Here is a 16,880-nt window from a genome sequence, read left to right as displayed (position 1 = left end):
CTTTAGAGGGTTCGGCAGAGCATGCTCTACTTCTCGCGTTGGAAGATCTACACGATCCTGGCGGCCTGCCTGCTGGGCATCGTCCTTGCGTTGCCGAACGTCCTCGGCCGGGACACGCTGGCCGCCCTGCCGCACTGGTACGGGCAGAATCGCGTTCACCTCGGCCTCGACCTGCGTGGCGGCTCGCACCTGCTGCTTGAGGTCGATATGGGCGCCGTCGTCCGCGAGCGCCTCGAAAGCCTTGTGGATGGGGCCCGCACCCAGCTGCGCACCGCCAACATCGGCTACACCGGCCTGTCGGCCGGCGACCGGCAGGTGACCATCCAGCTGCGCGACCCGGCGCAGGCCGACGAGGCGGTGAAGCAGCTCAAGCAGCTCGCCATCAACGTCGGCGGCGGGGCGCTGGGCGGCGGCCTGCCGGACATCACCACCTCGGTCAACGGCAACACCATCACGGTGTCGCTCAGCGACGAGGCGGTGCGCCAGCGCGCCCAGCAGGCGGTCGAGCAGTCCATCGAGATCGTCCGCCGCCGCATCGACGAGACCGGCGTCAGCGAGCCGACCATCGCCCGCCAGGGCCTGGACCGCATCCTGGTCCAGCTGCCCGGCGTGGACGATCCGGACCGCGTGAAGCGCCTGCTCGGCACCACGGCGAAGATGACCTTCCGTCTGGTCGATCCGAACGCCGACCCCTCCACCGGCCGCGCCCCGCCGGGTTCGGAGATCCTGGCGAGCGCCGAGGGCGGCCGGAGCCAGGGCAGCTACGTCATCCGCCGCAAGATCGAGGTGGACGGCGCCAACCTGACCAACGCCACCGCCAGCACCAACAGCCAGAACGGCGAGTGGGTGGTGAACTTCGAGTTCGACTCGCAGGGCGCGCGCCGCTTCGCCGACGTGACCAAGCAGAACGTCGGCCGGCCCTTCGCCATCGTGCTGGACAACAAGGTGATCTCGGCCCCGGTCATCCGCGAGCCGATCACCGGCGGCCGCGGCCAGATCAGCGGCAACTTCAACGCCCAGAGCGCCAACGACCTCGCCGTGCTGCTGCGCGCCGGCGCGCTGCCGGCGCCGCTGAAGGTGATCGAGGAGCGCACGGTCGGCCCCGACCTCGGCGCCGATTCGATCCGTGCCGGCCTGATCTCGGTGCTCGTCGGCTTCGGGATGGTGTGCGTCTATATGATCGCCGCCTACGGGCTGTTCGGCGCCATGGCGTGCGTGGGCCTGCTGGTCAATCTGGTGCTCACCGTGGGCGCGCTGTCGGCGATCCAGGCGACGCTGACCCTGCCGGGCATCGCCGGCATCCTGCTGGGCGTCGGCCTGGCGGTGGACGCCAACATCCTGATCAACGAGCGCATCCGCGAGGAGACGAAGAAGGGCCGCACGCCGTTCGCGGCCATGGAGGCCGGCTTCTCGCGCGCCTACGCGACGATCGTCGACGCCAACCTGACCACCGTCATCAAGATGGCGCTGCTGTTCATCTTCGGCGTCGGCACGGTGAAGGGCTTCGCGGTCACCATCACCTTCGGCATCCTGATTTCCATGTTCACCGCCACCGTGCTGGTCCGCCTGATGATGGTGAGCTGGCTGCGCCGGACGAAGCCGGCGCTGCTGCCGGTGTGAGGGGGAAGGTTCCATGTTCCATCTGCGCCTCGTTCCGGACAACACGCGCATCCCCTTCATGCGGGGGCGTTACGCCGGCATCATCCTGTCCATCGTCCTGTCCGTCGCCTCGCTGGGGCTTTTCTTCTACCCCGGCCTGAACTACGGCATCGACTTCGCGGGCGGCATCGTCATCGAGGCCCGCACGCCGGAGGCGACCGACTTCGGCAAGATGCGTTCCACGCTGCACAACCTGAACATGGGCTCCGTGGCGCTGCAGGAGTTCGGCTCGGCCAACGACGTGCTGATCCGGCTCGAGCGCCAGCCCGGCGACGATGCCGCGCAGCAGCGCGCCGCCGACCGCGTGCGCGCCACGCTGGCGCAGGAGTTCCCGGGCACCCAGGTGCGCCGCGTCGAGGCGGTGGGCGCGTCCGTGTCGGGCGAGCTGTTCCGCAGCGGCATGCTGGCGCTCGGCCTCGCCATGGTGGCGATGCTGGTCTACATCTGGTTCCGCTTCGAATGGCAGTTCGGCGCCGGCGCGGTGGTCACGCTGCTGCTCGACGTGACCAAGACCATCGGCTTCTACGTGCTATTCGACCTGCAGTTCAACCTGACGGCGATCGCGGCGATCCTCACGATCATGGGCTACTCCATCAACGACAAGGTGGTGGTGTACGACCGCATGCGCGAGAACCTGCGCATCTACAAGAAGATGCCGCTGCGCGAACTGATCGACCTGTCGATCAACGAGACCCTGAACCGCACGCTGGGCACGTCGCTGGCGACGCTGCTGTCGATCATCCCGCTGGCAATCTTCGGCGGCGAGGCGCTGCAGGAGTTCGGCATCGTGCTGATCTTCGGCATTTTCCTGGCGACCTCCTCGTCGATCTTCATCGCCGCGCCCATCTTGCTGTTCCTGGGCGAGAACCGCCTGCGCCGCGGCGCTCCCGAGGCCGCCGCCCCCGGCGGTCAGCCGCAGCAGGCTCCCTAAGACAGCAAGGCATTTCGGCATGGACGTCACGCCGCTCATCCCGGCGGATCGGCAGGTCATCGATGGGTATGGCGACGGGCAGTTCTGCGTGCGCGGCACGTGGCTGCCCGGCCCGCTGATCGTGTTCCCCGACCGCACCCTGGCCTGGGAGGTCGCCGGCTTCGCCGCCCTGACGGTGGAGAGCTTCGCCCCGATCACCGGAGCGGACCCGCCGGTGGAGATCCTGCTGCTCGGCGCCGGGCCGCGCAACCAGCTGGTGCCGCGGGCGTTGCGCGACGGTCTGCGGGCGCGCGGCGTCGTGCTGGACGGCATGGACACCGGCGCCGCCTGCCGGACGTACAATGTGCTTCTGGCGGAAGGGCGGCGGGTGGCGGCGGCGCTGCTTCCCGCCTAGGAAAACAGGAAAGGGCCCCCTCTCGGGGGCCCTTTTGGTATCCGTACGTCTGTACGTGTACGCGTGGCTGTCGGGAGACTTACGCCGGGGCCTTCGACAGGCGCTCGGCGACGAACTCCCAGTTCACCAGGCTCTCCAGGAACGCCTTCACGAAGTCGGCGCGGCGGTTCTGGTAATCGACGTAGTAGGCGTGCTCCCACACGTCGACGGTCAGCAGCGGGAACAGGCCCTTGGCGACCGGGGTGTCGGCGTTGCCGGTCTTGGAGACCTTCAGCTTGCCACCCTCGATGTAGAGCCACGCCCAGCCCGAGCCGAACTGCGTGATGGCGGCCTGGGAGAACTCCTCCTTGAACTTGTCCACCGAGCCGAAGTCGGAAGCGATGCGCTTCTCCAGCTCCGACGGGATGGCGCCGCCGCCGTTCTTCTTCATGCTCTGCCAGTAGAAGGTGTGGTTCCACACCTGGCCGGCGTTGTTGAAGATGCCGACCTTGCTGGCGTCGCCGGCGGACTGCTGGATCAGCTCTTCCAGGCTGGCGTTGGCGAGGGGAGAATCCTTCGTCAGGTTGTTCAGGTTGGTGACGTAGGTCTGGTGGTGCTTGTCATGGTGCAGATGCAGGGTCTGCGACGACATGAACGGCTCCAGGGCGTCATACGCGTACGGGAGCGGCGGCAGTTCGAACGCCATAGGATCGGTACCCTCTCTTCTTGATTGCGTGCGGTGCCTTGTTCGGCACTTCGCCTCCACGGCTCAAATATGTCCGCTGCGCCGCAAAGTGAAGGCCGGAATTCGGCCGAGGCGCGCAAAAGGGGTAATCCGTGCGTGCAGGACGGCCGCCGCGGCCCGCTCGCCGGAGCGCACGGCGCCCTCCAGCGTGGCCGGCAGGCCGGTGTCGGTCCAGTCGCCGGCCAGGAACAGCGCGGGATGCGCGGTGCGCGCCGGGGGGCGGCCGGCGGCGTGCGCCGGACTCTGATCGACGGTGGCGCGCCGTTCCTTGACGACTCGGTACGGGGGCAGGGCGGCGGCGATGCCCAGCGCCCGTGCCGCCTCCGCCCATAGCCGGGCGGCGATCTCCTCCGCCGGCGATTCGGCGAGCGCATCGGCGGCGCTGACCGTCACCGACAGCACGTCGCCGCGGGCGAACAGCCACTCGGCCGTGCCGCCGACCAGCGCCAGGAAGGGCAGGCCGCCGGGCAGGGTGACGGGACGGTCCAGCCGGAAATGCGCGTTGACGATGGTCGGGCCCGGCGGCGGCGGCGCCACCTCCGGCAGCAGCTTCTCCACGCCCCAGGCCGGCAGCGCCAGGACCAGCGGCTCACCGGCGCCGAGGTCCACCCGCGCACCGGCGGCACGGAAGCCGGCGGGGTCCACCGCCTCGACCCGGGCGTTGAGGTGCAGGGTGGCGCCGAGCGCCCTCAGGCGCGCGACGACGGGCTCGATGAAGGCGTGCGACAGCCCTTCCGGTGCGATCTGCGGGCGGCAGGCCGACTCGCCGCGCAGCAGCGTCTCGCGCAGGATGGCGGCGAACAGCCGTGCCGACGCCCGCTCGTAGGGCATGTTGAGGCCGGAGACCACCAGCGGCGCCCACAGCCGCTCGTGCAGCGGCCCGTCGGGCGGCAGCACGTCGGCGACCGTGGCCGTCCCGCCGGCGCCCAGCAGCGCCAGTGCCGCGAGGTAGTCGCGCGCCCGGCTGCCCGGCACCCGGCGCGCCTCGTCGAACAGCCACAGGCCGCCGGGGCGCAGGGTCCAGGTCCGGCCGTTGCAGAGGTCGTGGAAGGGAAAGGCGGCGGGGCGGACCTCGGTCAGCCGGTCGCGGGCGCCGACGCGCTCCAGCAGGCCGAGCAGCGCCCGGTTGCCGCTCAGCACGAGGTGGCTGCCATTGTCGATCACGCGGTCGAGCGTGGCGTCGTGGAAGGAACGGCAGCGGCCGCCGGCCTGCGGGGCGGCCTCATAGACGACGACGCGGCGGCCGGCCTCGGCAAGGCGCAGGGCGCAGGCGAGCCCGGCGAGCCCGGCGCCGGCGATGTGGGTGGTGGTCACGCGGACGGAGCCCGCCCGACGGCGCAGCGCAGCGTCACCCAGGCGCACTCGCGCTTCCTGATGCGCACGCCGCGTGACAGGTCGCTCCAACCGCGGGCCTTCAGCCGCTCCAGCAGGCGGCGGTACAGCAGCATCATGGCCTCGGCCGCCCACAGTCGGCGGCGGTTGCAGCGGGAAAGCGCCAGCCTCGCCTCGGCGAAGCGCGTCTCGGCGCGCAGGGCGAGCGCCTCGCAGGCGCGCGGCAGGTTGGGGTGGGCGAGCACGTCGGCGGGGTCGATGGAGAAGATGCCGGCACCCATCAGCACCTCGCGTGGCAGGTAGAGCCGGCCGAGCGGCGCATCCTCGGCGAGGTCGCGCAGGATGTTGGTGAGCTGCAACGCTTCGCCCAGGGCGATGGCGAAGGCCTCGGTGTGGGCGTCGGCGCGGTCGAAGACGCGGATCGCCAGCAGCCCCACCGCTCCGGCCACCCGGCGGCAGTAGACGCCCAGCGTGTTCATGTCGGGCGCGCGCATGGCGCCGGAGAGATCCATGGCCATGCCGTCGATCACCGCCTCCAGCTCGGCGCGCGGCAGGCCGTAGCGCTCGATGGCGCCCTTCAGGGCGGCGGCCATCGGGCTGGACGGCGCCCCGCCGGCATAGAGGTTGCGGATCTCCTGCCGCCACGCGTGCAGGGACTGGTGCTTGGCCTTCGGGTCGCCCGGTTCGTCGACGATGTCGTCGATGTGGCGGCAGTAGGCGTAGATGGCGAACATCGCCGCGCGTTTGGAGCGCGGCAGCAGCAGCATCGGCCAGTAGAAGGTGCTGCCCGAGCGCCCTGCCACCGCCGCCGGCGTGTCGCCGGGAGCGTCCGGCGCGATATCCGACAGCGGTGCGGTCATCCGGTCATCCTGCTATTGCGTGATCCCTCGCGCGATGCCGCGGGCCAGGGCGAACACCTTCTGGTGCGCCGCCAGCTCAACGCGCTTCTTCATGGGATCGCGCACCCGGAGCCGGGACGCAAGCGATTCCGCAAGGCTGAGGATCACAGCCGCCTCCATGCGCAGGCCGCGGTGCTTGATCAGGCCGGGCAGCCCCGAGGCGCGTTCGAGCAGACGGTCGGTGTGATCGAGCAGGCGGTCGAAGATGGCGCGCAGCTTGGGATCGGATTCGCTCTCGACCAGACGCTCGACGCTGACGCCGGACTCGTCGAACCACGCCAGCGGCACGTAGCAGCGGCCGAGCGCCGTCCAGTCGTCCCGGACATCCTGGAGGTGGTTGAGCACTTGCAGGGCCGAGCACAGCGCGTCCGCCGCCGGACCGGCTTCCGGCCCCTCGCCGTGCAGTTCCAGCAGGTAGCGGCCGACGGGGTTCGCCGAGAATCGGCAGTACAGCAGCAGGTCGCTCCAGGTGTGGCAGCGCGCCCCCACGGAGTCGCGGCGGAAGGCGCGCAGCACCTGCCGGGCGTGGCGGTCGGACACGCCGGTCGCCTGCAGGCTGGCGCGCAGGTCGAGCGCCGGCTTCAGGTAGGCGTGCTTGGCCTGGCCCGAGGTCAGCGCCCGTTCCAGAGCGTCGAGGTAGGCGAGCTTGCTCTCCGCCTCGAGATCCGGGTCGTCGGCGATGTCGTCGGCCAGCCGCACGAACTTGTAGAACGCCAGCACATGCGGGCGCAGGTGGCGCGGGATCAGCCGCGAGGCCACCGGGAAGTTCTCGCTGCGCGCATCCTTGCGCGCGAAGGGACCAGGCTTGGGGGTGGTGGTCGGGACGACGTTGAAATCGGCCATCGCTCGCCTGCTCCTGCTGCCAATCGGGGCTGGCGCGCCGCCCCCTGGACCTTAATATAATCGCCGTCCGGGCCTTGGCCCGTCCCAACGATGCGTCCACCCCTATTTTTCCGGACCGGCCCCTGATGGCGAATGAAGCAGCCGACCTGTCCTATTGCGGACAGGAGGTTCGGCGATACGACAACGACCGTTTTCTGACCTGCCTATTCGCTCCGGCGGAGCGGCGCGAGGCGCTGTTCGCCCTGTACGCCTTCAACGTCGAGATCGCCAAGACCCGCGAGGTGGTCAGCGAGCCGATGCTCGGCCAGATGCGGCTGCAATGGTGGCGCGACGCGGTGGAGGCCGCCTACGAGGGCGGCGCGGTGCCGGTGCACGCGGTGACGCGGCCACTGGCGGAGGCGATCCAGAAGCACGGGCTGACCCGCGGCCACGTCGACCGCCTGATCGACGCCCGCGAGTCCGACCTGGACGACGAGCCGCCGGCCAGCCTGGACTGTCTGGTCAACTACGCCGAGGTGACGTCGGCGCCGCTGGCGCTGCTGGCGCTGGAGGTGCTCGGCGTGCGCGACGCCGCGGCGGCCGAGGCGGGGCGCCACGCGGCCATCGCCTACGCGCTTGCCGGGCTGCTGCGGGCGGTGCCGCACCTCGCCCGGCAGAACCGCGTGCTGCTGCCGGCGGACCGGCTCGCCGCACACGGGGTGCGGGTGCGGGACGTGATCGAAGGCAAGGCCGGGGACAAGCTGCGGCCCGTGGTGCGCGAGGTGGCGGAGCGGGCGCGCGAGCATCTGGCCAAGGCGCGGGCGGCGCGGCGGGCGGTGCCGCGCCCGGCGGTGCCGGCGCTGCTGGGGGCGACGCTGGCCGACACCACCCTGGGCGTGCTGGCGCGGGAGGACCATGAGGTGCTGGCGGCCCGGGTGCAGATGCCGCACCCGATGCGCCAGCTCAAGCTGGCCTGGGCGGCGATGCGGGGGCGGTATTAGAGAGGTGCCTGCGTTGCGCCCCCCTCCTAACCTCCCCCCACTGCGCGGGGGGAGGAACTCCGTCGCCAGCCTCAAAAGCCCTCCGCCGCTCTCTGCGGATCCAGAGGATCCGCTTGCCGCGTCAGGCGGATCGAAGATCCGCCGAGAGCGAAGTGGGGGAGGGTTGGGTGGGGGCTCAGCGCGGGAACCTCGCCCTACGCTCCGCGCACCTGCCGAATGAACCGCTCCACCTCGCCGGACAGGCGCTCCGACTGCTCCGACAGGGCGCGGGCGGCGTGCAGGACCTCGCCGGCGGCGGAGCCGGTGCCGGTGGCGGCCTGCTGGACCTGCCCGATGGTGGACGAGATGTCCTGCGTGCCGACCGCCGCCTGCTGGACGTTGCGGGCGATCTCGCGGGTCGCGGCGTCCTGCTGCTCGACGGCGGCGGCGATGGTGGTGGCGATCTGGTTGATCTCGGCGATGGTCTGGACGATGTCGACGATGGCCTCCACCGCGCTGCCGGTCGCTCCCTGCATGGCCGCGATCTGCTGGCCGATGTCCTCGGTCGCCCGGGCGGTCTGGGTCGCGAGGTTCTTCACCTCGGACGCGACCACGGCGAACCCCTTGCCCGCCTCGCCGGCCCGCGCCGCCTCGATGGTGGCGTTGAGGGCCAGCAGGTTGGTCTGGCTGGCGATGTCGTTGATCAGGTTCACCACCTCGCCGATGGTGCGGGCCTGATCGGCGAGCGCGCGGACCGTGGTGCTGGTGACCTGGGCGCGGTCCTGGGCGCGCTGCGCGATGGCGGCGGACTGGCCGACCTGCCGGGTGATCTCGCCGATGGAGCTGGTCATCTCCTCGGCCGACGCCGCCACGGTCTGCACGTTGGCGGCGGTCTGCTGCGCCGAGCTGGCGACCACGGCGGCCTGCCCGCGGCTCTGCTCGGCGGTGGCCGACAGGCGTTGCGCGTTGGATTCGAGCTGCGTGGCCGAGGCCGAGACGCCCTCCACCACCGTGCGCACGCTGGCCTCGAAGCTGTCGGCGAGCTGCGCCATGGCGCGGCGCTTCTCCGCCTCGGCGCGGTGCTCCTGCTGCACCTGCTCCTCGCGCATGCGCTCCATGGCCTGGGCGTTGTCCTTGAACACCTGGACCGCCTGCGCCATCTCGCCGATCTCGTCGTGGCGGCCGCGATGCGGCACCTCGGTGCCCAGTTCCCCCTTGGCGAGCCGGTCCATGGCGCCGGTCATGGCGTGGATCGGCTTGGTGATGCCGCGGCCGATCCACCACGCGGCGAGCATGCCGAGCAGGACCGCCAGCACGGTGAGGACGATGGAGCGCCATTCCGTGGCCTGCGCGGCGTCGGTGGCTTCGCGCTCGATCACGCCCTGGTCGGCCTTGACCGAGGTGCGGATGGCGCCGGCCTTCTCGGCGATCTGGGCGCCGATGCGGTCGAGCGTCCCGGTGCGCACGCGCTCGCTCTCGCCGACCACGGCGACCAGAGTCTCCATGGAGGACTCGAAGCGCGGGACGCTGGCCATGGCGCCGGCCAGCAGCTCGCTGTGGTGGACCTCCTTGACCTGCTTGTCCAGTTCGGCGATGGCCGCGGCGAGTTCCTTCAGCTTGGACAGAGCGTAGACCGACTCCGTCTGGGCGTGGGTGTCCAGGTACTTCATGGCGTGGGTCTGCGCCGTCAGCAGCTTCTCCTGCGCCGAGGCGGCGAGGTAGGCGATGCGGTGCTCGCCGTCGGTCGCGGCGGATTCCGCCAGCTCGCCGAGCTTGGTGCGCATGTTGTTGGTGCTGCGGGCGAGCGGGCCGTCCACCACCTCGGTGCGCTTGGCGGTCAGCTCGCCGAGGCGGGCGAGCGCCGCGCGGTAGGCGTCGGCCTGCCCGGCGATGTCCTGGATGAGCGGCGAGCGGGTGGGGTGGTTGACCTCCCGCTGCGCCTCGGCGACGGTGCGGGCGAACGCCTCGAAGGCGCGCTCGGCCTGCTGGAGCGCCTCCGGCGCGCGCGACACCAGGAAGGCGTTGGTGTGGCGCTGCAGGGTGGCGGCGCCCAATTCCAACTCGTCCACCGCGGTGGCGTCGTGCGCCATGTCGGCGAAGGCATCGAACTTTCCGCGCACCGCGTCCAGCCCGAGCACCGCGATGACGTTCAGCACGATCACCAGCGCCTGGACGATGGCGAATCCGGCGAAGATCCGGCCGCCGATCCGGAGTTTGCCCACACTCATCAGCTCAGTCCCTTTCCCGCCGGTCTGCGCCGGTTGGTATGACCATAGCGCCCGTGTGGCGGTAAAGGAAATATGCTTTACGTTTAGGTCAATTATTGGGCAGATGCCGTTTCGGTGGTCATCCAGCCCGTCAGATCCTCCAGCGCGCGCTGTGTGTAGGCGCGCTTGCGCTCCCGGCCGCGGATGCGGTCATCGACCGGCGGGAACAGGCCGAAGTTGACGTTCATCGGTTGGAAGGTCTCGGCTTCGGCCCCGCCGGTGATGTGTCCGAGCAGCGCGCCGAGCGCCGTGGTGACGGGCGGTGCGGGCTGCTCGCGTCCCAGCCGCTCGGCCGCGGTGAACAGGCCGGCGAGCAGGCCGACGGCCGCGCTCTCCACATAGCCCTCGCAGCCGGTGACCTGCCCCGCGAAGCGCAGGCGCGGCTGTCCCTTGAGGCGCAGCGTCCTGTCCAGCAGGCGCGGGCTGTTCAGGAAGGTGTTGCGGTGCATGCCGCCGAGCCGCGCGAACTCCGCCTTCTCAAGACCGGGGATCATGCGGAAGATGCGGACCTGCTCGGCGTGCTTCAGCTTGGTCTGGAAGCCGACGAGGTTGTAGAGCGTGCCCAGCGCGTTGTCCTGGCGCAGCTGCACCACGGCGTAGGGGCGGCGCTCCGGCTTGTGCGGGTTGGTCAGGCCGACCGGCTTCATCGGGCCGTAGCGCAGGGTGTCGACGCCGCGCTCTGCCATCACCTCGATGGGCAGGCAGCCCTCGAAGTAAGGCGTGTTCTTCTCCCAGTCCTTGAAGTCGGCCTTCTCGCCGGCGATGAGGGCGTCGATGAAGGCGCGGTACTCGTCCTTCTCGAAGGCGCAGTTGATGTAGTCCTTGCCGGTGCCGCCGGGACCGGGCTTGTCGTAGCGCGACTGGAACCACGCCTTGGAGAGGTCGATGCTCTCCAGGTAGACGATGGGCGCGATGGCGTCGAAGAAGGCCAGCGACTCCTCGCCGGTGAAGGCGCGCACCGCCTCGGCCAGGGCGGGGGAGGTGAGCGGGCCGGTGGCGACGATGACGCTGTCCCAGTCCTCCGGCGGCAGGCCGGCGACCTCCTCGCGCACGACGGTGACGAGGGGGTGGGAGGTCAGCGCCTCGGTGACGGCGCCGGCGAAGCCGTCGCGGTCCATGGCCAGCGCGCCGCCGGCCGGCACCTTGTGCGCGTCGGCGCAGCGCAGGATCAGCGAGCCGCAGCGGCGCATCTCCTCGTGCAGCAGCCCGACCGCGTTGTACTCCGCGTCGTCCGAGCGGAAGGAGTTGGAGCACACCAGCTCGGCGAACCGGTCGGTGTGGTGGGCCTCGGTGGCGCGGACCGGGCGCATCTCGTGCAGAACGACGGGAACGCCGGCCGAGGCGAGCTGCCACGCGGCTTCCGAACCGGCGAGGCCGCCGCCGATGACGTGGACGGGACGGGGAGTGGTCATGGAACTGGGCTCTACTGCGATTTGAGCCTGTCAGTTAGCGGCTTCGCGCCCGGACGACAAGCCTTTGAGGCCCTGAAACGAAGACGGCCCCTCCCGCTGGGGAGGGGCCGGCGTCGTGGACCGGTGGCGGACCGGTCAGTACGTCTTGGTCGTGGTGTTGCGCTCGATCGTCGTGCCCGGCGCCGGCGTGACGACGGTGGACGAGCCGGCGCTCGGCGTCGTGGTCGTCGTCGTCGTCGACGTCGTCCGGGTCTCGTCGGAGCCGCAGGCGGCAACGAGCAGGGTGGCGCCGAGCGCCAGGGCGATGCCGGTCAGGGTGCGCTTCATCGTGGTTCCTCCTCACGATTGGAAACAATGGCGCCTCAACGCCAGAGACGGGGCGTTTGTTTCCTTCGGGGGTATGCGTCCGGTCAGTAGGTGCGGGTGGTCGTCGTGCTGCGCTCGATGACCTGGCCCGGCGCCGGGCTCACGGTGGTGGTGGAGGAGCCGGCCAGCGGCGCCGTGGTCGTGGTGGTGGTCTGGCTGGTCGTCGGCGCCGGCACGGCCACCGTGGCAGGCTCGCGCTCAACATAGGTGCAGGCGGAGGCCAGCAGGGCGGCACCGGCGGCAAGCGCCAGGGAAACGGTCTTCATGGGAGAACCCCTCGTTTCGTTGCGAATGCCTCGAAAACGCGGGATCCCCCAGGAAGGTTTCATCAGGCCCTCTTTCGGGCCTTCGTCCGCTGCTTGAGGTACGGCGCCAGATATTGGCCCGTGTAGCTGCGCTCGACCCGCGCCACGTCCTCCGGCGTGCCGGCCGCGACGATCTCGCCGCCGCCGGTGCCGCCCTCGGGGCCGAGGTCGATGATCCAGTCGGCGGTCTTGATGACCTCCAGATTGTGCTCGATCACCAGCACGGTGTTGCCCTGGTCGACCAGCGCATGCAGCACCTCCATCAACTTCTCCACGTCGGCGAAGTGCAGCCCCGTGGTCGGCTCGTCGAGGATGTAGAGGGTGCGGCCGGTGGCGCGGCGGCTCAGCTCCTTCGACAGCTTGACGCGCTGCGCCTCGCCGCCGGACAGCGTGGTCGCCGGCTGGCCGATGTGGATGTAGCCCAGGCCGACGCGCTGCAGCGTGTCCATCTTGTCGCGGATCGACGGCACCGCCTTGAAGAACTCCGCGCCCTCCTCGACCGTCATGTCCAGCACGTCGGCGATGGACTTGTCGCGGTACAGGACCTCCAGCGTCTCGCGGTTGTAGCGCTTGCCGTGGCAGACGTCGCAGGTGACGTAGACGTCGGGCAGGAAGTGCATCTCGATCTTGATGACGCCGTCGCCCTGGCAGGCCTCGCAGCGCCCGCCCTTGACGTTGAACGAGAAGCGGCCGGGGCCGTAGCCGCGCGCCTTGGCCTCCGGCAGGCCGGCGAACCAGTCGCGGATCGGCGTGAAGGCGCCGGTGTAGGTCGCCGGGTTGGAGCGCGGCGTGCGGCCGATCGGCGACTGGTCGATGTCGATGACCTTGTCCAGGTGCTCCAGCCCGCGCACGTCGTCGTGCTCGGCCGGGTGCTCGCGCGCGCCCATCAGGCGGCGGGCGACGGCCTTGTACAGCGTCTCGATGACCAGCGTCGACTTGCCGCCGCCGGACACGCCGGTGACGCAGGTGAAGGTGCCCAGCGGGATCTTGGCGGAGACGTTCTGCAGGTTGTTCGCGCGGGCGCCGATCACCTCCAGGAACTGGCCCTTGTGGCCGGGGCGGCGGCGGTCCGGCACCGGGATGGCGCGGGTGCCGTTGAGGTAGGCGGCGGTGATGCTCTCCGGGTTCTTCTGCACTTCGGCCGGCGTGCCGTGGGCGATGACGTTGCCGCCGTGCGACCCGGCGCCCGGCCCCATGTCCACCAGATAGTCGGCGGAGCGGATGGCGTCCTCGTCGTGCTCGACCACGATGACGGTGTTGCCGATGTCGCGGAGCCTCTTCAGCGTCGCCAGCAGCCGGTCGTTGTCGCGCTGGTGCAGGCCGATGGAGGGTTCGTCCAGCACGTACAGCACGCCGGTCAGGCCGGAGCCGATCTGCGAGGCGAGGCGGATGCGCTGGCTTTCGCCGCCGGACAGCGAGCCGGAGCCGCGGCTCAGGGTCAGGTACTCCAGCCCCACCGCGTTGAGGAAGCCCAGGCGCTCGTTGATCTCCTTGAGGATGCGGACGGCGATCTCGCGGTCCTTGGGGCGCAGGTGCTCGTTCAGGCCGGCGAACCAGCGGCCGGCGTCGGCGATGGACAGCTCGGCGGCCTCGGAGACGTGCTTGCCGGCGACCTTCACCGCCAGCGCCTCCGGCTTCAGGCGGGCGCCCTTGCAGGTGTCGCAGGGCTGGGAGCTCTGGTACTTCGACAGCTCCTCGCGCGTCCAGGCGCTGTCCGTTTCCTTGTACCGGCGCTCCAGGTTGTTGACGATGCCCTCGAACGCCTTGTGCGTCTGATAGCTGCGCAGGCCGTCGTCGTAGGTCATGGTGATGGCCTGACCCTTGGAGCCGAACAGGATCAGGTCGCGCACGGCCTCCGGCAGGTCCGCCCACGGCGTCGTCATGCTGACGCCGAAGTGCTGGCAGATGCTGAGCAGGGTCTGGTCGTAGTACTTGGAGGAGGAGCCGGCCCACGGCGCGATGGCGCCCTTGCCGAGGCTGAGACGCTCGTCCGGCACCACCAGCATCGGGTCGAAGTAGATCTTGGAGCCCAGGCCGTCGCACGCCGGGCAGGCGCCGAACGGGTTGTTGAAGGAGAACAGCCGCGGCTCGATCTCCGGGATGGTGAAGCCGGAGACCGGGCAGGCGAACTTCTGCGAGAACACCGTCTGCTCGTGGGTGTCGGCGTTCTCGACGAACACGATGCCGTCGGCGAGGTTCAGCGCCGTCTCCAGCGAATCGGCCAGCCGGCCGCCGAGCCCCTCGCGCACGACGATGCGGTCGACCACCACCTCGATGTCGTGCTTCAGCTTCTTGTTGAGCGCCGGGACCGAGTCGATCTCGTGCATCTCGCCATCGACCCGCACGCGCTGGAAGCCGCGCTTGCGCAGATCCTGGATCTCCTTCTTGTACTCGCCCTTGCGACCGCGCACAAAGGGGGCGAGCAGCAGCAGGCGGGTGCCCTCCGGCATCTCCAGGATGCGGTCGACCATCTGGCTGACCGTCTGGCTCTCGATGGGCAGGCCGGTGGCCGGCGAGTAGGGGATGCCGACGCGCGCCCACAGCAGGCGCATGTAGTCGTAGATCTCCGTCACCGTGCCGACAGTGGAGCGCGGATTCTTCGAGGTGGTCTTCTGCTCGATGGAGATGGCCGGCGACAGCCCCTCGATGGACTCGACGTCCGGCTTCTGCATCAGCTCCAGGAACTGCCGCGCGTAGGCGGACAGGCTTTCGACGTAGCGGCGCTGCCCCTCGGCGTAGATGGTGTCGAACGCCAGCGAGGACTTGCCCGAGCCGGACAGGCCGGTGATCACGACCAGCTGATCGCGCGGCAGATCCACGTCGATGTTCTTCAGGTTGTGCTCGCGGGCGCCGCGGACGCTGATGTATTTGTTCATGGAGTGTTCTTAGCCGAAAGCCGTAGGGAATGCCACCCAGAATGGAGCCGCACAGATATGTGCGGGGGAGGGGGAGATTACCACCCGGAGCGCGGCCGTCGAGTCGCCGCAGGAAGGCATTTCCAAACCCGGCCGGCTCTGCTATATTTGTTCTTGGAACGTTCTCTCCAGCGGCGCGGGTGCGTGGCGCGGCCGGGCAGGTGGGAACGGGCCAAGGCGGCGATTGACCGCGTGGCTCCGCTCGTGCTTGGTTGGCGCGGCGCGGGGCATGCGGACGCAACATATCCGGCCCTGCGAACAGGAACCCTCGACATCTGGACGCCCCGCCGCCGGGCGGCCGATCGGGCCGGTAGAGGTGTCGGGACACGCGCGTCGGAGGATCTGGCAATGAATGTGTGGACGTTTACGGGGCGGCTCGGCGCGGATGCGGAATTGCGCACCACGCAGAGCGGCGAGAAGGTGCTGGGCTTTCGCGTCGCCAACGATGTGGGCTTCGGCGAGCGCAAGACGACGCAGTGGGTGGACTGCTCGATCTGGGGCCGCCGCGCGGAGTCGCTGGCCCCGCACCTGACCAAGGGCAAGGGCGTGGTGGTCTCCGGCGAGGTGACCCTGCGCGAGTACGAGAAGCGCGACGGCACCCGCGGCGCGCAGATGTCGGTGCGCGTCGCCGAGATCGACTTCATGGGCGGCGACCGCGGCGCTGAAGGCGGTGGCGGCGGCTACGGCGGCGGCGGCGGCGGGTACGAGTCGCGCGGCGGCGGCGGCGGCGGTGGCGGTGGAGGCGGCTACGGCGGGGGTGGCGGCGGTGGCCGCGGTCCCGGCGGCGGCGGCGGCGCTCCGCCCCGGCACGACGACCTGGACGACGAGATCCCGTTCTGAGGAACGGCGGTCCGTACGGAATGCGGGGCCTCGCGGCCCCGCATTTTTTATGGCCGCTCCACGGTGAAGGGGGCTGTCAGCTTGGCGCAGGCGTAGCCGAGCAGAAGGCCGGCGATTCCGTCGGACGCCCAGTGCCGGTTCACCACGACGCGACTCGCGGCGGTGACAACGGCCAGCAGCATGCCCGCCGCCAGCACCACGTCGCTGTCCGTCGCCGCGGCGAGCGCGGTGGCCGTCGCCGCAACGTTCGCCGTGTGGCCGGACGGCATGGAGCGGTCGTTGGGCGGCCGGCCGGACCGCGGCGGGCGCCGTCGGCGGGCGATCATCTTGACGGCGGTGGCGGCCACCGCCTCGGCCGCCAGGGCCGCCACCACGGCCCGCCCCGCGGTGGCCACGCGACGGCGGCCGGACACATGGCCCAGCCGCCACGCGGCCAACGCCGCCGGCGCCAGCGTATAGCGCGACGTCAGGACGGCGAGCACCCGCGCCGCGGCGACGGACCGCGGTCCGCACGCCGGCAGCAGCCGGTCGCGCAGGGCTTCGTCGAATCCGACGATCTCCCTGACCGCCGGCAGTTCCGTTGCGTTCACGGGCCGTCTAGGCCGTGAACGGCCGCGGCGTGCCCGGCATCGGGTCGCCTTCGGGCGGGGTGATCTCCGGCGGGATGTCCGGATTCGGCGGCACGCGCGGTTCGGGCGACGGCGCGGGACGATCGGGCGATGGCGGGTTCGGGCCGCCGGGCGGCGGCACCTCGGGAGTCTGCGGGGTCGGATCGGCCATGGCTGGTCTCCCTCACTCGGCGGCGCGTTCGACGGCGCGGCCGCCGGCCTGCACGTCCTGGCCCAGGCCTGCGGCGGTGTTGCAGCCGGTGAGCAGCGCGGCCGACGACAGAAGGATGCCCAGCAGAAGGATCTGCGTGAGCGGCAGGCGGATGCTGCGCGTCATGGTCCCTCACTCTTCCAAGGAGACGGTGGTTTCCTGGAGAACGGGGCGCCAGCACCTTTGGTTCCGCGTTCCGCGCAAGGGTGCCCTGT

General features: G+C 70.5%; 17 protein-coding genes. 5 read left to right on the top strand and 12 right to left on the bottom strand.

Translation table 11 applies throughout. The annotated features are described in order from the left end of the window. Window positions 1–21: 21 nt before the first annotated feature. From secD to ACRWK7_RS12210, 3 genes are read left to right on the top strand one after another with little or no spacing between them, the layout of a single operon-like run. Complete coding sequence (secD, locus tag ACRWK7_RS12220; protein WP_431856493.1) at window positions 22–1,620, top strand: protein translocase subunit SecD; 1,599 nt, start codon at window positions 22–24, stop codon at window positions 1,618–1,620. A 13-nt stretch (window positions 1,621–1,633) separates the two neighbouring features. Then, window positions 1,634–2,590, top strand: a complete 957-nt coding sequence (gene secF, locus ACRWK7_RS12215) for a protein translocase subunit SecF (protein ID WP_431856491.1) — start codon at window positions 1,634–1,636, stop codon at window positions 2,588–2,590. Window positions 2,591–2,609: 19 nt separating this feature from the next. After that, entirely contained in the window at window positions 2,610–2,984 is a 375-nt protein-coding gene (locus ACRWK7_RS12210) for an Mth938-like domain-containing protein (RefSeq protein ID WP_431856490.1), read from the top strand. Window positions 2,985–3,063: 79 nt separating this feature from the next. Here the strand turns inward: ACRWK7_RS12210 and ACRWK7_RS12205 are convergent, their stop codons facing one another. The 4 genes from ACRWK7_RS12205 to hpnC all read right to left on the bottom strand — a co-directional run bounded on the left by ACRWK7_RS12205 (window position 3,064) and on the right by hpnC (window position 6,782). After that, window positions 3,064–3,669, bottom strand: a complete 606-nt coding sequence (locus ACRWK7_RS12205; protein ID WP_431856489.1) for a superoxide dismutase — start codon at window positions 3,667–3,669, stop codon at window positions 3,064–3,066. A 63-nt stretch (window positions 3,670–3,732) separates the two neighbouring features. Next, window positions 3,733–5,070, bottom strand: a complete 1,338-nt coding sequence (gene hpnE, locus ACRWK7_RS12200; protein ID WP_431856488.1) for a hydroxysqualene dehydroxylase HpnE — start codon at window positions 5,068–5,070, stop codon at window positions 3,733–3,735. Continuing rightward, on the bottom strand, window positions 5,019–5,900 hold the full coding sequence (hpnD, locus tag ACRWK7_RS12195; protein WP_431856487.1) for a presqualene diphosphate synthase HpnD: 882 nt from the start codon (window positions 5,898–5,900) through the stop codon (window positions 5,019–5,021). Before hpnD ends, hpnE begins: the two co-directional genes overlap by 52 nt. A 12-nt stretch (window positions 5,901–5,912) precedes the next feature. Further along, on the bottom strand, window positions 5,913–6,782 hold the full coding sequence (gene hpnC / locus ACRWK7_RS12190; protein ID WP_431856486.1) for a squalene synthase HpnC: 870 nt from the start codon (window positions 6,780–6,782) through the stop codon (window positions 5,913–5,915). 125 nt (window positions 6,783–6,907) lie between these two features. Here hpnC and ACRWK7_RS12185 point away from each other — a divergent pair, with 125 nt between their 5' ends. Beyond that, window positions 6,908–7,762, top strand: a complete 855-nt coding sequence (locus ACRWK7_RS12185) for a phytoene/squalene synthase family protein (RefSeq protein WP_431856485.1) — start codon at window positions 6,908–6,910, stop codon at window positions 7,760–7,762. Between the two features lie 194 nt (window positions 7,763–7,956). On the opposite strand, the gene ACRWK7_RS12180 is transcribed toward ACRWK7_RS12185, so the two are convergent. The 5 genes from ACRWK7_RS12180 to uvrA form a co-directional block, all read right to left on the bottom strand. After that, on the bottom strand, window positions 7,957–9,969 hold the full coding sequence (locus ACRWK7_RS12180; protein ID WP_431856484.1) for a methyl-accepting chemotaxis protein: 2,013 nt from the start codon (window positions 9,967–9,969) through the stop codon (window positions 7,957–7,959). A gap of 92 nt (window positions 9,970–10,061) precedes the next feature. Next, a complete protein-coding gene (trmFO, locus tag ACRWK7_RS12175; protein ID WP_431856483.1) occupies window positions 10,062–11,420 on the bottom strand; it encodes a methylenetetrahydrofolate--tRNA-(uracil(54)-C(5))-methyltransferase (FADH(2)-oxidizing) TrmFO in 1,359 nt (452 codons plus the stop codon). A gap of 135 nt (window positions 11,421–11,555) precedes the next feature. Continuing rightward, complete coding sequence (locus ACRWK7_RS12170) at window positions 11,556–11,747, bottom strand: hypothetical protein (RefSeq protein WP_431856482.1); 192 nt, start codon at window positions 11,745–11,747, stop codon at window positions 11,556–11,558. 83 nt (window positions 11,748–11,830) lie between these two features. Continuing rightward, on the bottom strand, window positions 11,831–12,052 hold the full coding sequence (locus tag ACRWK7_RS12165; RefSeq protein WP_431856481.1) for a hypothetical protein: 222 nt from the start codon (window positions 12,050–12,052) through the stop codon (window positions 11,831–11,833). A gap of 62 nt (window positions 12,053–12,114) precedes the next feature. Beyond that, entirely contained in the window at window positions 12,115–14,967 is a 2,853-nt protein-coding gene (gene uvrA, locus ACRWK7_RS12160; RefSeq protein WP_431856480.1) for an excinuclease ABC subunit UvrA, read from the bottom strand. Window positions 14,968–15,399: 432 nt separating this feature from the next. Here uvrA and ACRWK7_RS12155 point away from each other — a divergent pair, with 432 nt between their 5' ends. Then, window positions 15,400–15,846, top strand: coding sequence for a single-stranded DNA-binding protein (locus ACRWK7_RS12155; RefSeq protein ID WP_431856479.1), 447 nt, complete (start codon window positions 15,400–15,402; stop codon window positions 15,844–15,846). A 47-nt stretch (window positions 15,847–15,893) separates the two neighbouring features. On the opposite strand, the gene ACRWK7_RS12150 is transcribed toward ACRWK7_RS12155, so the two are convergent. From ACRWK7_RS12150 to ACRWK7_RS12140, 3 genes are read right to left on the bottom strand one after another with little or no spacing between them, the layout of a single operon-like run. Further along, window positions 15,894–16,436: a phosphatase PAP2 family protein gene (locus ACRWK7_RS12150; protein ID WP_431856478.1), complete on the bottom strand. Its 543-nt coding sequence runs from the start codon at window positions 16,434–16,436 to the stop codon at window positions 15,894–15,896. Between the two features lie 7 nt (window positions 16,437–16,443). After that, on the bottom strand, window positions 16,444–16,626 hold the full coding sequence (locus ACRWK7_RS12145; RefSeq protein WP_431856476.1) for a hypothetical protein: 183 nt from the start codon (window positions 16,624–16,626) through the stop codon (window positions 16,444–16,446). 12 nt (window positions 16,627–16,638) lie between these two features. Next, a complete protein-coding gene (locus ACRWK7_RS12140; protein ID WP_431856475.1) occupies window positions 16,639–16,791 on the bottom strand; it encodes an entericidin A/B family lipoprotein in 153 nt (50 codons plus the stop codon). Window positions 16,792–16,880: the final 89 nt, after the last annotated feature.

This window comes from Azospirillum sp., assembly GCF_050789165.1.
This window is presented reverse-complemented; position numbering and strand designations above follow the sequence as displayed.

Excerpts from the sequence above, each read along its gene's own strand:
- secD (WP_431856493.1), top strand. The coding sequence starts at position 22 with ATGCTCTACTTCTCGCGTTGGAAGATCTACACGATCCTGGCGGCCTGC.
- secF (WP_431856491.1), top strand. The coding sequence starts at position 1,634 with ATGTTCCATCTGCGCCTCGTTCCGGACAACACGCGCATCCCCTTCATG.
- ACRWK7_RS12210 (WP_431856490.1), top strand. The coding sequence starts at position 2,610 with ATGGACGTCACGCCGCTCATCCCGGCGGATCGGCAGGTCATCGATGGG.
- ACRWK7_RS12205 (WP_431856489.1), bottom strand. The coding sequence starts at position 3,669 with ATGGCGTTCGAACTGCCGCCGCTCCCGTACGCGTATGACGCCCTGGAG.
- hpnD (WP_431856487.1), bottom strand. The coding sequence starts at position 5,900 with ATGACCGCACCGCTGTCGGATATCGCGCCGGACGCTCCCGGCGACACG.
- hpnC (WP_431856486.1), bottom strand. The coding sequence starts at position 6,782 with ATGGCCGATTTCAACGTCGTCCCGACCACCACCCCCAAGCCTGGTCCC.
- ACRWK7_RS12185 (WP_431856485.1), top strand. The coding sequence starts at position 6,908 with ATGGCGAATGAAGCAGCCGACCTGTCCTATTGCGGACAGGAGGTTCGG.
- ACRWK7_RS12180 (WP_431856484.1), bottom strand. The coding sequence starts at position 9,969 with ATGAGTGTGGGCAAACTCCGGATCGGCGGCCGGATCTTCGCCGGATTC.
- trmFO (WP_431856483.1), bottom strand. The coding sequence starts at position 11,420 with ATGACCACTCCCCGTCCCGTCCACGTCATCGGCGGCGGCCTCGCCGGT.
- ACRWK7_RS12170 (WP_431856482.1), bottom strand. The coding sequence starts at position 11,747 with ATGAAGCGCACCCTGACCGGCATCGCCCTGGCGCTCGGCGCCACCCTG.
- ACRWK7_RS12165 (WP_431856481.1), bottom strand. The coding sequence starts at position 12,052 with ATGAAGACCGTTTCCCTGGCGCTTGCCGCCGGTGCCGCCCTGCTGGCC.
- uvrA (WP_431856480.1), bottom strand. The coding sequence starts at position 14,967 with ATGAACAAATACATCAGCGTCCGCGGCGCCCGCGAGCACAACCTGAAG.
- ACRWK7_RS12145 (WP_431856476.1), bottom strand. The coding sequence starts at position 16,626 with ATGGCCGATCCGACCCCGCAGACTCCCGAGGTGCCGCCGCCCGGCGGC.
- ACRWK7_RS12140 (WP_431856475.1), bottom strand. The coding sequence starts at position 16,791 with ATGACGCGCAGCATCCGCCTGCCGCTCACGCAGATCCTTCTGCTGGGC.